Source organism: Caldimonas manganoxidans ATCC BAA-369, assembly GCF_000381125.1.
GTDB classification, from domain to species: Bacteria; Pseudomonadota; Gammaproteobacteria; order Burkholderiales; family Burkholderiaceae_C; genus Caldimonas; species Caldimonas manganoxidans.
This window is the reverse complement of the sequence record NZ_KB905942.1, coordinates 22,199-35,598: the sequence shown is the minus strand read 5'-3', so window position 1 is coordinate 35,598 and position 13,400 is coordinate 22,199. Positions and strand designations below refer to the sequence as shown.

General features: G+C 62.2%; 11 protein-coding genes. 7 read left to right on the top strand and 4 right to left on the bottom strand.

All coding sequences use genetic code 11. The annotated features are described in order from the left end of the window. Positions 1 to 14: 14 nt before the first annotated feature. The 7 genes from F615_RS0109300 to F615_RS0109270 are packed head-to-tail and all read left to right on the top strand — an operon-like array spanning position 15 to position 7,531. Positions 15 to 1,001 carry a glycosyltransferase family 2 protein gene (locus F615_RS0109300; RefSeq protein ID WP_019560910.1) on the top strand — a complete coding sequence of 329 codons (987 nt, stop codon included), beginning with the start codon at positions 15 to 17 and terminating at the stop codon, positions 999 to 1,001. A gap of 50 nt (positions 1,002 to 1,051) precedes the next feature. Continuing rightward, positions 1,052 to 2,161, top strand: a complete 1,110-nt coding sequence (locus tag F615_RS0109295) for a DegT/DnrJ/EryC1/StrS family aminotransferase (RefSeq protein WP_019560909.1) — start codon at positions 1,052 to 1,054, stop codon at positions 2,159 to 2,161. Continuing rightward, positions 2,148 to 2,879: a 4'-phosphopantetheinyl transferase family protein gene (locus F615_RS18100; protein ID WP_019560908.1), complete on the top strand. Its 732-nt coding sequence runs from the start codon at positions 2,148 to 2,150 to the stop codon at positions 2,877 to 2,879. The genes F615_RS0109295 and F615_RS18100 overlap by 14 nt, the downstream gene beginning before the upstream one ends. Before the next feature lie 26 nt (positions 2,880 to 2,905). Beyond that, positions 2,906 to 3,967 carry a glycosyltransferase 61 family protein gene (locus F615_RS0109285; RefSeq protein ID WP_169452424.1) on the top strand — a complete coding sequence of 354 codons (1,062 nt, stop codon included), beginning with the start codon at positions 2,906 to 2,908 and terminating at the stop codon, positions 3,965 to 3,967. Then, positions 3,964 to 5,235 (top strand): glycosyltransferase family 4 protein, encoded by a 1,272-nt coding sequence (locus F615_RS0109280; protein WP_019560906.1) that lies wholly within the window; start codon positions 3,964 to 3,966, stop codon positions 5,233 to 5,235. Before F615_RS0109285 ends, F615_RS0109280 begins: the two co-directional genes overlap by 4 nt. A gap of 22 nt (positions 5,236 to 5,257) precedes the next feature. Beyond that, on the top strand, positions 5,258 to 6,238 hold the full coding sequence (locus F615_RS0109275; protein ID WP_019560905.1) for a glycosyltransferase family 2 protein: 981 nt from the start codon (positions 5,258 to 5,260) through the stop codon (positions 6,236 to 6,238). A gap of 9 nt (positions 6,239 to 6,247) precedes the next feature. Continuing rightward, the gene (locus F615_RS0109270; protein WP_019560904.1) at positions 6,248 to 7,531 is read left to right on the top strand and encodes a glycosyltransferase family 4 protein; all 1,284 of its coding nucleotides are present in this window, start codon (positions 6,248 to 6,250) and stop codon (positions 7,529 to 7,531) included. On the opposite strand, the gene F615_RS18095 is transcribed toward F615_RS0109270, so the two are convergent. The 4 genes from F615_RS18095 to galE all read right to left on the bottom strand — a co-directional run bounded on the left by F615_RS18095 (position 7,525) and on the right by galE (position 13,299). After that, entirely contained in the window at positions 7,525 to 8,589 is a 1,065-nt protein-coding gene (locus F615_RS18095; protein WP_051090224.1) for a hypothetical protein, read from the bottom strand. The two genes, F615_RS0109270 and F615_RS18095, sit on opposite strands and share 7 nt — an antisense overlap. Positions 8,590 to 8,748: 159 nt before the next feature. After that, entirely contained in the window at positions 8,749 to 9,999 is a 1,251-nt protein-coding gene (locus tag F615_RS0109260; RefSeq protein ID WP_019560903.1) for a porin family protein, read from the bottom strand. 74 nt (positions 10,000 to 10,073) lie between these two features. Next, on the bottom strand, positions 10,074 to 11,471 hold the full coding sequence (locus F615_RS0109255; protein WP_019560902.1) for an undecaprenyl-phosphate glucose phosphotransferase: 1,398 nt from the start codon (positions 11,469 to 11,471) through the stop codon (positions 10,074 to 10,076). Positions 11,472 to 12,282: 811 nt separating this feature from the next. Then, complete coding sequence (galE, locus tag F615_RS0109245; RefSeq protein WP_019560900.1) at positions 12,283 to 13,299, bottom strand: UDP-glucose 4-epimerase GalE; 1,017 nt, start codon at positions 13,297 to 13,299, stop codon at positions 12,283 to 12,285. Positions 13,300 to 13,400 lie beyond the last annotated feature (101 nt).

The window sequence follows — 13,400 nt, the reverse complement described above, 5'->3', positions numbered from 1 at the left end:
TAGAGACGCTGGTCGTGATCGTCAACTACCGCACGGCGGCTCTGGTGATCGACTGCCTTCGATCACTCGCATCAGAAGCCGGCGTTCCGGAGGGGCGCGCGCGCGTGGTCGTGGTGGACAATGCCTCCGGTGACGGCTCGGAGGCGCGGATCCGTCAGGCCATCGAGACGAACGGATGGCAAGCATGGGCGTCGGTCTTGGAGTCCAAACGCAACGGCGGCTTTGCTTATGGCAACAACCTCGCGCTGCGTGCGGCGCTTCGTTGCGATCGCCCCCCAGACTATTTCTGGCTGCTCAACCCGGACACCGTGGTGCGGCCTGGGGCCTTGGCCGCGCTGACCGAGTTTGTGAAGCGTTATCCGCGTGCGGGCATCGTCGGCAGTGGCATCGACAATGACGATGGTCAGCCCTGGCCCTATGCGTTTCGTTTTCCTTCCATCGCCAGCGAGTTCGAGCATGCGATTCGCCTCGGTTGGGTGACGCGCTTGTTGCGTGCCAAGCTCGTGGCCCGACGCATGGGCTCACAGCCGCAAACGGTCGATTGGGTCTGCGGTGCCAGCATGATGGTGCGCCGTGAGGTGTTCGAGCAGGTGGGGCTGATGGACGAGGGCTATTTCCTCTATTACGAGGAAACCGATTTTTGCCGCCGCGCCCGCCGAGCCGGATGGGAGGTGTGGTACGAGCCGACCGCCCGCGTGATGCACATCGCCGGGCAGAGCACTGGGGTGACCGCTCGTCTTGCGGTCGTACCACGACGGCCAGCGTATTGGTTCGAATCTCGCCGTCGCTATTTCGTGAAGCACCATGGTCGGCTTTACGGCTCGATCGCGGATCTTGCGTGGATCTTGGGATTTTCTCTTTGGCGAGTGCGTCGGCGTTTGCAGGGCAAGGAAGATCCGGACCCGCCGAAGATGCTGAGTGACTTCATTGCTCATTCGGTGCTGTGGCGTCCTCTGTGGAAGCCCGACGCCGAAGACGGGCTCACGCTCATCCACCGCTAGCGGTCTACGCGATCGGTGGTGGCTGCATGCGAGACGGGGTCAGGAACACCATGCATCGAGTACACGTGGCGCGACCGGAACTGCCCCCTCTGGAATCCCTGCTGCCCAGCCTGCAGGAGATTTGGTCCAGCCGGGTGCTGACCAATGGCGGCCCCTTTCACCAGAGATTCGAAGCTGCACTGATGCGTCATCTGGGGGTGGCGCATCTGAGCCTGTGCACCAACGCGACGATCGGGCTCATGTTGGCGCTGCGGGCGCTCGGTTTACGCGGCGAGGTCATCACGACGCCGTTCACCTTCGTGGCCACGGTTCAGGCCATCGAATGGGCTGGATTGACCCCTGTGTTTGCAGACATCGATCCTGTCAGCCTGAATTTGGACCCCGGAGCCGTCGAGCGAGCCATCACCACGGACACCTGTGCCATTCTTCCGGTGCATTGCTTTGGTCACGCTTGCGACGTGGATGCCTTCGAAGCGCTGGCAAGCACTCATGGCTTGAGGCTGGTGTACGACGCTGCGCATGCCTTCGGCGTGAGGCTGAGAGGACGTTCATTGATGTCTTGGGGCGACGTCTCGGTGATGAGCTTCCACGCCACCAAGGTCTTCAACACCTTCGAGGGGGGAGCGATGGTGGCTCGGGATGAACACACGAAGGCCGTGCTCGACCGGCTCAAAAACTTCGGGATCGTCGAAGACAACCATGTGGAAGGCCTGGGCCTGAATGGCAAGATGAACGAGTTCTGCGCTGCACTGGGCTTGTTGCAGCTCGAACACATCGATGCATCCATCAGGCAGCGGGCTCACATCGATGCCTACTACCGGGAAGGGCTTGCCGGTGTACCCGGGATCGTTCTTCCAAGGGCGGTGCCGGAGGAAGAACCGAATCACGCCTATTTTCCGATTCGGGTCGAGCCAGCGTATGGACAGACTCGGGACGATGTTCTGAAGCGCTTGAAGGCCAACGGCATCCATGCGCGCCGTTACTTCTTCCCGCTGGTCAGCGATTTGCCGCGTTACCGGGACCGCGTGTCGCCGGCATCGCGCCTGCTGCCCGTGGCCCGGGCCGTGGCCGATCAGATTTTGTGCTTGCCCATTTACCCGGGACTGCAAACGAGTGAACAGTCTCGCATCATCGAGTTGCTTCGACATGATCGAGCTTGATCTGCCCGAGATGATCTCGCTACGTGTCGGAGATTCCCATCCGGTGTGCTGCGATGGGGTGGCGCTTTGGCTGGCGGGGCTGGAACATTGGCCCAGCGAGCAGGCGCAGGCCGGCTTGTCGCCACGAGAACGCGAGCGTGGCGAGCGATTCAGGTTGGATAGGGATCGACGTCGCTACGTGGCAGCCCATGTCGCCCTGCGGGATCGACTGGCCCGTCATCTGGGGTGCAGTCCGGTCGAGCTCCGGTTCGACACCGGGCCGCGTGGCAAGCCCTACTTGGCGAACCCGGCGTGGGCGTCATGGCACTTCAACCTCAGCCATAGCGTCGATGTGGCATTGATCGCGCTATGCAAAGACGGTGAGGTGGGTGTCGATCTGGAGGTGATGCGCAGCATCGAGGATGCGCACGATCTGGCCATGACCGTGTTTGGACCTCAGGAGCAAGCCGAGCTGCTCCGGGCTGACGGATCGGTTCGCGATCGGCTGTTCTTGCAGGGATGGACCCGCAAAGAGGCCTGCCTCAAAGCGTTGGGAGAGGGCTTCAACCTGAACGCCCGTTCGTTCGAGGTGGGCTTGAGCGGCGGCGTCACGCAGGTTCAGATCCAGGTCGGGCAGCGCATCGAACGACTCTGCGTTCGAAGCTTCTGGGGCGGGGATGTTGGAGGCGGGACGGTCCGGTGGGTCGGGGCCCTTGCCCGGCGACTCGGGCCGGCGTGATCCAAGTCGTCTTGCGGAGCGATGTGATGCAACTGAACCTGCCCATGGTCAAGCGTGTGTTTCGGCGTGTGGTGGCCGGCCGCTCACCGGAGTTTCATCGCATGGCCAGTCGTGAGTGGGTGCTGTGTCCTGCGCAGCGCACCATGGTGCCGCCTGCGCTGTTCTTGCCCGGTGCGATCGAGCGGATTGCTGCCCTGTCGCCGTGGCGGAACTGGGATGCCGAGCACACGCTATTGGCCGGCGGTTTCATCGAACATGCGGCCTCGGTGGCGCATCTGGTGACCGATGTCGACCTGGTCGGGGCGTTTCTCTACCGCGGCGCGTCCAAGCTCAAGGTCGGATATGGCGACGAAAAAGTGCTCGACATGGGGGCAGCCCCTGTCGAAAGCTTGGACGAAGTGCACTTGATGACCAGCCACTCCGGCAGCCATTTCTTCGGAACCATGATGCTCGACGACATGCCATTGAGCCTCATTCCTGAGCCTGGCAGCCCGTGCATCGCGATGGTCTCCAAGCCCTACCTTCACGAAGCGGGCTATCGGAGTTTGCTGCAACTGCCGCAGCACCATGTGCCGCTGAGGGCGCGCATCCGGCGCTTGGTCTACTACACCGACTTTGCGCAGAACACTTTCAAACTCCGGCGTTACGTAGAGCTGCGTCGCCGCTTGCGGGCAAGCCTGAAGCAGCAACCGAATCGATCACCGCCCGCAGGGGTCTATTTGCGCCGCGGCGTCCTGGGTGAGCCGCGCAGCCTGGTCAATGAAGACGACCTGGAGCAGACCCTGCGCGCACTGGGGTATGACATTCTCGACCCGGAACACCTGAGCGCGAACGAGATTGCGTGGCGCTCTTTGGATGCTCCCGTGGTCGTTGCCGTCGAGGGGAGCCATTTGTCACATGCCATCTTCTCGGTGGCCGATGGCGCGAGCCTCCTGGTCATCCAGCCGCCCGACCGCTTCGCTTTGGCGTACAAGGAATACACCGATCGCATGCATATGCGGTTTGCATTCGTGGTGGCCGAGCCAGCCCCCGGTGGGTTCAAGGTGGTGATCGACGAGGTTCTTCGCTTGTTGGAGCGGCTGTCATGAATCACGTGGTCGAGTTCATGCCAGCGCCGTGGCAACAGCCGCTCTCAGCCGAGGTTCAATCAGATCCCAGCCACGAACTTATCTTGCTGCCCAGCCTGAAGGCTGCCCGTGGGTCCCATGGAGGCTTGATCCTCACCCAAAAGTTCATCGATGGTGTGAATTCTTATGCGCAGTCTTGGCCTGGGCCGGTGACCACGCTGGTTCGACTCACCGACACCATGGGAACGGACATGGACCATGTCGAGATCATGCCAGAGAAGTTTTCTCCGGCGTTCGAGCTGCGCCCGAGCCGTCTGGACGATCTGGCATCGCGCATTCATCGGGCCGCCCTGGTGATGGCCTTCTTGTCACCCTTCGAGTTGGAGACGGCACGCTTGTGTCGACGCCTCGGCGTTCCCATCGTGTTCACCAGTGAGTACACCTTGAAGACGGAAATGCAAATCGTCGATGCGGAGGTGAGCAACCCCATTCGTCGCTGGCGGCGCAAGTTGTGGTTGATGCAGGCCGAGGCGAAGCGTCGCCGTGCGTTGGCGCTGTCAGCCGGATTGCAGTGCAGTGGATCACCAACATATGAGGTATATCGTCACCTTCACTCGAATGTGATGCTCTTTTTCGACAATCGTGTGTCACGGAGCAACGTGATCGATGAGGACAGTCTGAATATCAAGCTGGCGGCGCTAAGGGAAGGTGGGCCATTGCGCTTGGTGTTTGGTGGACGTTTGATTCCAATGAAGGGGGTGCTCGATTTACCGCGCTTTGCGCAGGCACTCAAACGACTGGGTATTTCATTCACACTTGATATCTATGGTCGGGGTACTCTCGAAGAGCGCCTCGCGAGAGAGATTGATCGGCGGGGAGTGTCCAACGAAGTCCGTCTGATGGGTGTTCTGGACTTCAAGCAGCAATGGATTCCTTTGCTCAAACAAAGCACTGATCTATTCATCTGCTGCCACACGCAAGGTGATCCCTCGAGCACCTACCCTGAGGTGATGTCCTGTGGTGTTCCGATCGCCGGGTATGACAATGAGGCGTTCAAAGGCATCGTCCAGCATTCCGGCAGTGGATGGCTCAGCCCCATGGGGAACGTGGAGCATTTGGCCCAGCAGGTAGCGCGTTTGTCTAGGGATCGTGAGGAGCTTGCGACTGCTGCTCGCCGCGGGCGTGAGTTTGCCCTGCGCCATGCGTTCGAAGACACCTTTGCGGCCAGGGTCCGGCACATGATGGCCGCAAGTCGCTTGCCGATGGTTAGCAAAGCACTTCAGGTGTGAGTATTGCTTGAGCGGGGCGCGCATGGAACGATCGCAACTGGGTGTGGTGATCATCGGCCGCAATGAGGGGGAACGCTTGCGGCGCTGCCTGGAGTCGGTGTGCTCGCAGGCCGACCATGTGGTGTATGTGGATTCCGGTTCGACCGACGGGTCGCTGGCCTTGGCGCAGGGGATGGGGGTGGCCTGCGTCGAGCTCGACATGACCCTTCCCTTCACTGCAGCTCGCGCGCGCAACGCCGGCTGGCGCCGGCTGTTGCAGTTGGCCCCTGAGGTCCGGTGGATCCAGTTCGTCGATGGGGACTGCGAGGTGGTGGACGGTTGGTTGGAACAGGCCCAGTCCTTTTTGGCGGCCCATCCACAGGTGGCCGCTGTGTGTGGTCAGCGCCGTGAACGCTACCCGGAACGATCGGTGTTCAATTTGCTGTGTCACCTGGAGTGGTACAAGCCCCCAGGGAAGTTGAAGTCTTTTGGCGGCGACGTGATGTTGCGCCGCCAAGCGCTGGAGCAGGTCGGAGGCTACCGGGATGACCTCATTGCGGGTGAGGAACCAGAGCTGTGTGTGCGTCTGCGCACCGCAGGCTGGGAGCTCTATGCATTGCCGCTGGAGATGACTTTGCATGACGCAGCCATGACGCGCTTTCGGCAGTGGTGGCTGCGCATGGTTCGCAGTGGCTATGCTTATGCGGCAGGTCGGTATCTGCACGGCGCGTCGGCGCAGCGACATTGTGTGCGTGAAACCCGCCGGACCTGGGTGTGGTCTTTGGGGCCTCTCGGGGCGGTGCTTGCGCTGTGGCCATGGTGGTCCGCCGCGGCCTTGTTGGTGCTGCTGATCTACCCTTTGCAGGTGTTGCGCCTATTTTTGCGATTTCGAGGGTCCGCGCGTGAGCGCATTCTGCAGGCTGTTTTTCATACCCTGAGTCGTTTTCCAGAACTGGTCGGCCATCTCCAGTTTTGGCGTGACCAGTGGCAAGGTCGCCGTGCTCAGTTGATTGAATACAAGTGACACTCGCTCATGGACTACGTGATCGCCGTACAAGCCCCGGCTTACCCGTTCTCGGCCACTCGCTTCGCCACGGAAAGTGCGTTTGCGCAACACCTCAAGCAGTTGCGCATCAGCATCGGCAGTGCGTTCGATCGGGTCGTACTGTTGGCTCCGGCGATGACCGATGCGCAGTATGCAGCGGGTGCGGGTCACCTGAGTGAAGTGGACTTCGAGCGTGACGGAGTGTTGTTCGTTCCCGCTCATCGGACGGATACGTCGGCCAAGCGATTCTGGTTGCGTGAATCACTGAAATTGTGGCGCCGCATCCTTTGTATCGTACGTCGTGCTGGTGTGGTGCATTCAGGCGTGGCTGACGACATCTGGCGTCCTCTGATGGCCATGGTCAACTTTGCGGCGTGGCTGCAACGTCGGCCAGTCATGTTTTTGGTCGACATCGACTTTCGTGAGCATTCTCGTCGTTTCCGCCAGGTGGGACTATGGAACTTTAGGCAGTATTTGGTCAACCGTTTGGTTTACGACCCTCTGGTGTATGCGCAGGTGTGGCTTGCCCCGCGCATGTTTCAACTCGTCTTGCTCAAAAGCGCATCCATGGTCAAACATTTCGGTAAAGGCCGTCCTCACGTCAAGAACTTTTATGACGTGGCACATTGTCTTGAGGATGTGCTGACCGAGGGTGAGCTGCAGGTGCGTATTCAAGAGTTGCGCTGTGCTGGGCATCCGCTCCAGGTGGTGTATTTCGGTCGATTCGTACCATACAAGGGGCTGGACAAAGCCATCGAGGCGGTTCGAATTGCCCGGCAACGAGGGGCCGACGTCCGCCTGACGTTGATTGGATCAGGGGAGTGCGAGGCGGATTTGCGCGCGCAGGTGATCGATGCCGATTTGGACGACGCCGTAAGTTTCATGTCACCGGTTCCTTATGGCCCAGAGCTCTTTGAACGTTTACGTTCCATGCATGTGTGTGTGGCCACTCCATTGGTCGAAGATACGCCTCGCGCAGCCTTCGATGCTTTGGCCCGCGGGATTCCTCTATTGGCTTTCGATATCAGCTACTTCCGGGATCTGGCCCAGGCCAGCCAATCTGTCGTCTTGTCACCTTGGCCGGACCCCGAGGCCCTGGCGAAATGCCTCGAGCAGCTGGCCGCCGACCCTCAGCGCTTGGCCGACATGGCGGCACGAGGTGTCGAGTTTGCTCGCGCCAACACCCAGTCCATATGGTTGCAGCGCCGCGCCAAGTGGATGCAGGAGGTAGTTCGCCCTCCGGTCGATCCGCTGAGGTTCGAGTCTCACTGAGACAACCAATAATTTGCGTCTTGGGCAGCGTCGTAGTGGAAGGGGTTGCCGGGGGCTTGTCGTGAGAGCATGTACCGCCATTGGATGTAATGGCGGATCCATTTGGCGTAGGCCACGAAGACATTCGTTTCTCGGCGCCAGTAGGTGTCGCGGATGTACGACCAATAGCGCCAAGCGAAATCGTCACGAATCAAATCTCGGCACTCTTCCATCGTACGGGGGCGTAGATCGCGGTAATACCTGCTGACGAATGCCCAGGCATGGTCTTGCAGGGTACGCGCTTGTTCGGGGCGCAGATCTTTCGGTGCCCAAGCGCCAATAGGGGAGCGCTTGAAGCGGGCTGAATAGGTCACCAATGCTGCGTAGTACATGCCCAGGGGGCCCAAATGGACGTCGTCACCAATGAACTGGCTGACCGTCTCCAGCGTGGAGCCAGCTTTCAGAGCAGAGGGGCCTGAAGGGCTGAGGCTGTCTTCGATCAGTTGAGCCAGCGCCAGCCCCATCGGCAGTGGCGTGATGCGGTCGCGACGCCCTTCGGCCGCCAGCGAGAGATTGACCCGCTCGGCGATGCAGTGCCAGATGGGAGATGCGGCACGTTCGTACGCGATCCACCGCCACGGAGCGTTCTTGTCGTCCACGCTGATCCATGGCTCGTAAAAGAAGGTCTGCCCTTCGGGGTTGCCATCGATGAATCGATCGTGATAGTGGCGCAGGTAGCGCACCGTGTCGTTCCAAATCAAGGTTCCGAGCAGACCATGCTGTTCTGTGATCAGGAGGGTGTCGTAGGGCTGTCCGTCGGTGGTTCGCGGTGATCTGAACTCGGCGATCACGTCGAGGCCTTCGGTGTCGCGGTTGTAGCCCTGCCGATACCCTTCGAATGCGGTGGAGTGTGGGTTGTCGCCTTGCACTCTACGCCGGATGGAAGACCCAACCACGTATTGCCGGTTCCACAGGATGGGGGTGCCCAGGCTTTCGGCGATTTTCTCGAGATGATCAGGCAGGGGCCGATCGGTCAGGCTGTGGCCTGAAATGAAGATTCGAGCTTTGATGGGTGGCATGTCACTTGGGCTGGCGACACTGGGCGCGCAAAACGCGGTGAGGATCCACCACCACAGGCACAAGAACCTACTGAACGACAAGAGCAACCTGTTGGAACGGCCGACCTGGGCGACTCTCGAGAGCCAAGCCTTGGATGTGGTCGCCGGATCGTGCATGGGTCAGTCCAGTGTCAGGCGCGCGAGGCATTGCGCCATGGTGGCCCGGTAGCTGTATGAAAGCGGCGAGCGGGTCGAACGGTTTTCTCGCGCGGCTTCACATCCCAGCAGCAGTGTGCGTGTGGGTTGGTATTCGATGCCCAGCCCGTAAATGTTGGTGGTGTCGTGTCCTGAGTTGGATCCGTCGCTCAGTTGGGCCCGCGTGTGTCGCAGGCGTGTGTTCAGGCGGGTTTTTCCTGTGAGCTCATAGAACGCTTCAAGCTGGGCACTGTTGGCCAGTCGGCGGCTTTCGGCCGCCTGGCTGGAGGTGTCCCCGCTGCCAGAAAAGTCGGCAAAACGGGTTTCTGCGCCGGTATCCCGATCGAACTGTGCGTTCAGTCGGAGCCGGCCGGTGGGTTGGTAAGACCAACGCAAGGAACCCGTGAGCCCCGAGAAATCGGCGGCTTCGGCTTGGGTATATCGTTGTCGAGTGACGCTGAGCCGCGCTGAAATGGTGCTCAGGCCCGAGGCCTGCCAAAGGGCGGTGACATCGAGATCCCGACGCGTGCCCCGGTTGGCAATGAAGTTGCCGGGGGTGGGCTCTTCATAGCGTGGGGTACGTTCCCGGGTGTAGCGTGCACCCACACCCAGGGTCAGGGCCCGATCGATACCGTGCTGATAGCCCAGTGATGCGATGTTCTGATCAAACTCGCGATCCTGGTACTGAACCGCTGAATAATCGACACGGCGCTGCGCCAAACTACCCAGGAGGGCCGAGCGAGAAGTGATGCCGAAGCGAACGGTGGCTTCGCTCAGCTGTGCCCGTTCCAAGACGCGGTCGGTCGTTTGCGGAACGCCTGCCAAGCCGTATACGGCCAGCCCGCGGTGCTGCACGTAGCGCAGGGTGCCAGATAGCCGTTCCACCGTGGCCCAGTTCACGCCTGTTTCAAGCATGGAGCCTGTGAAATCCAGCTGATCGTTATCGCGGTAACGATGAGCACTCGCGCCGGCTGAGAGATAAGCGACTTGCCGCCCCAAGCGCGCCCGCAGACGGCCTTCGATGCTGGTGATGGAAGAGACGTCACTTTCAGAAGGAGTGCCTCGTTCGGCGCGAAACACATTGGAGTCGTAGCGCACGGCCTGGCTGGCGATCAAGGTCCATGGGCGCTCCTGAGCCGACGCGGAACCCGCTGCAATCAAACTCCAGGCCAGGAAGCAGATGCGGGGACGTCGAATCAGGACGTCCAGCGGACGTCGATGGGTTTCATGCTTCACGGAGGTCTCCCGGTGAGATGAGTGAGCCACTGGGCTCTGGAGCGTGGATGCGAGGTGTGCTGCTGCGTTGGGCATCAATACGCATGCCGATCGAACAGCATCAGGCGGATCGTACGCGCAATGATCTGTAGGTCCAAGCCCAAAGACCAGTTGCGCAGGTACTCCAGGTCGTATTCGACGCGCGCTTGCATTTTTTCGATGACCTCGGTTTCGCCGCGGTACCCGTTGACTTGTGCCCAGCCGGTGATGCCCGGCCGGACCTTGTGGCGGACCATGTAAGCCTTGATCAGGCGGCGGTATTCCTCGTTGTGCGCCACGGCGTGCGGGCGCGGGCCCACGATGCTCATGCGGCCTTGCAGCACGTTGATGAATTGCGGCAGTTCATCGAGCGAGGTCCTGCGCAGGAAGGCGCCGAAGGGGGTGATGCGTGGATCGTTCTTGGTGGCTTGCTTGACCACGGGTCCATCGTCCAGTGTTCGCATGGTTCGGAACTTGTAGACAATGATTTCGCGGCCGTCCAGGCCGTTGCGGCGTTGTTTGAAGATCACCGGGCCGGGAGAGCTCAGCTTCACACCGATGGCAATGGCCAGCATCAGCGGGGAGACCAACGCCAGAATGAGGCTGGCCATCACGATGTCGCTCAGTCGTTTGACGAGTTCATTGGTGCCGGTGAAAGGCGTCTCGCAGATGCCGACCACCGGCACCCCGCCCATGTCCTGCAGCCGGCCTTGGATGATGCTGATGCCGAAGACGTCAGGAACGTAGTACAGGCTGGCCGTGGTGCCCTGGAGCTGCTCGAGCAGCCGCACGATGCGTGGCTGGGATCCCAAGGGCAGCGTGATGTAGACATCGCGTACGCCATGGGCCGACACGAAGGCGCCGACGTCGCGCAGCATGCCCAAGCGGTGCGGTGCGGCACCTTCATGCAGCCGTTCGTCGGTGCGGTCGTCGAAGTAGCCGAGGAAGTCGATGCCCCGGTCGCGTCTTTCGGCCAGCGCTCGCGAGACTTTTTCCCCCAGCGGGCCGGCGCCGACCACGACGGCGCTGCGCCGAGAGCTCGGGAGGTTGGCATGGTAGTTGACGATGCGCGCCCCGATCCACACCGCCAGCCATTGGAGCACCGGGGTGGCCACGGCCCAAAGCAGCAAGGCGCGTGTGTCGAACAAGCCGAAGCTGCTGGTGGCGTAGCCGAGCAGACCGAAGATGGCCATCAGGGTGAACCAGCTCAGTGCAATGTCGGTGGCGGCGGCCAGCGGGGTGTAGCGAAAGCGGTCACGTCCGGGGAAGGCCAGCGCGAACACCAGCAAACTCAGAACGAGCTCGGGGTGGCCCACTGGCCGATCGAACCAGGCATAGGCCAGCAAAAGCGAGACCACCATCAGGCCAGGCTCCAGCAGCGCGGCCACCATGGACGTGACGGACTGCGGGGCACCGAAGAAGGTCCGTTTGGGGCTGTTGCGGTCGTCGAACATGCGGAGCTTCAGGGCATGGAGCGGCAGCGCAGGGACCCGGGCTCGGTGTCCGACGCGATGACGCCCAACGGCTCGGCGGCGCGCAGACACCCGGGGGTACCAGCCTCGTGGCATTGTGGGCTGGAAGTCATCGGCGGCGACCCACGCGAGTTGGGGGGCAGCCGGGGCCAGACCCGCGAATGAGGGGAGCCTGGGCTGCGACGACGGGGCCCAAAGCGCAGCGGCCGCCCTGGCCTGGGGCGGCTGCCGACGGGGGGCGGTGTGTGGGGGGGGTCAGCCGCGGGTGCGCCGACGGGCCATGAAGCCGATGGCGGCGATGCCGGCGGCGATGAGCGCATACCACTGCGGGCCTGATTGTGGCAAGCGCGATGGCTCTGCAGCGAGCTGCGCAGGCCCGCTCAGGGCGGGCACGTTCAAAGGGGGCCGCGTGGGCAGCCCTTGGACGCCCGGCCATGGGCCGACCGCTGCGTTCGGAGACCGCAGTTCGGGAGTGGCAGCCATCGATGTGGGCAATAGGGCGTCTCGGACCGGGGCCCGAGCCATCGCAGCGGCGGCCTGGTACGAGGCAGTGGTCAGCGGGGACGCTTCGGAAGGGGGGCTGCCCGCCGGGCGGCTGTCGATGTCGCGGTCGACGGCAGCCGCCACGATGGGCGTTGCAAGCGCGACCAGGACCAGCAGCGTTCTCATGGACTTTTCCCCCGAATGTGACCGAAAGTGTCCGGCATGGCGTGCATTTGTCACATCCCGTGCCTGAGGGGGGATGGGACGCCGGCCTGTCACATGGTGGACGTCAGAGGCTGTTGTGCGAGGTTCAGCTGGCGAATCCGCGAGGATGTGTGCGTTGCCAGCGCCAGGCGTCGGCGCACATGGCCGCCAGGTCGCGCTTGGCCCTCCATCCGAGCAACTCGTGCGCCCGCGCCGGATCGGCATAGCAAGCGGCCACATCGCCGGGGCGCCGCGCGACGATGCGGTAGGGGATGGGGCGTCCGCTGGCTTGCTCGAAGGCACGGATCACTTGCAACACGCTGTAGCCTTGGCCAGTGCCGAGGTTGACGGTATGGGACTGGCCGGTGTCGAGCAAATGGCGCAGCGATGCCACATGGCCTTCGGCCAAATCCATCACGTGGATGTAGTCGCGCACGCCCGTGCCGTCGGGGGTGTCGTAGTCGCCACCGAAGACTTGCAACTCGGGGCGCAGGCCGACGGCCACTTGGCACACGTAGGGCATCAGGTTGTTGGGGGTGCCGCGGGGGTCCTCGCCGATGCGACCGCTTTCGTGGGCGCCGACCGGGTTGAAATAGCGCAGACAAGCGATTTGCCAGCGCGGGTCACAGCGCCGCAGCTCCTCGAGCAGGCGTTCGCCCATCAGTTTGGTGGTGCCGTAAGGGTTGGTCGTGGCCAGTGGGGCGTCTTCGGTGATGGGCAGGCGTTCGGGCTGGCCGTACACGGTGGCCGATGAGCTGAAGACCACGCGGAAGACGCCGTGGTCCTGCATGGCTTGGGCCACGGTCAGCAGGCCGCCGAGGTTGTTGCGGTAGTAGGCCAGCGGCCGCTGCACCGATTCGCCCACTGCTTTGTAGGCAGCAAAGTGCACCACGGCGTCGATGGGGTGGTTCTGGAACACGGCGTCCATGGCCGTGGCATCGCAGACGTCGGCCTGCACGAAGGTCGGCTCGCAACCCGTGAGTTCGCCGATTCGATCCAGCACCGCGGGGGAGCTGTTGGCGAAATTGTCCAGGCCGATGACTTGGTGGCCTGCGGCATGCAAGGCCAGCCAAGTGTGGGAGCCAATGTAGCCGGTGGCACCGGTCAGCAAGATACGAGACATGGGATGATGAGGCAAGCGTGCGGAGTGCACATTGTTCCAGAAGCGGCCAAGCCGGCATGCTTCCGCCGCCGAGGCTTGGCGGCCCACCTACAATCCCGCCC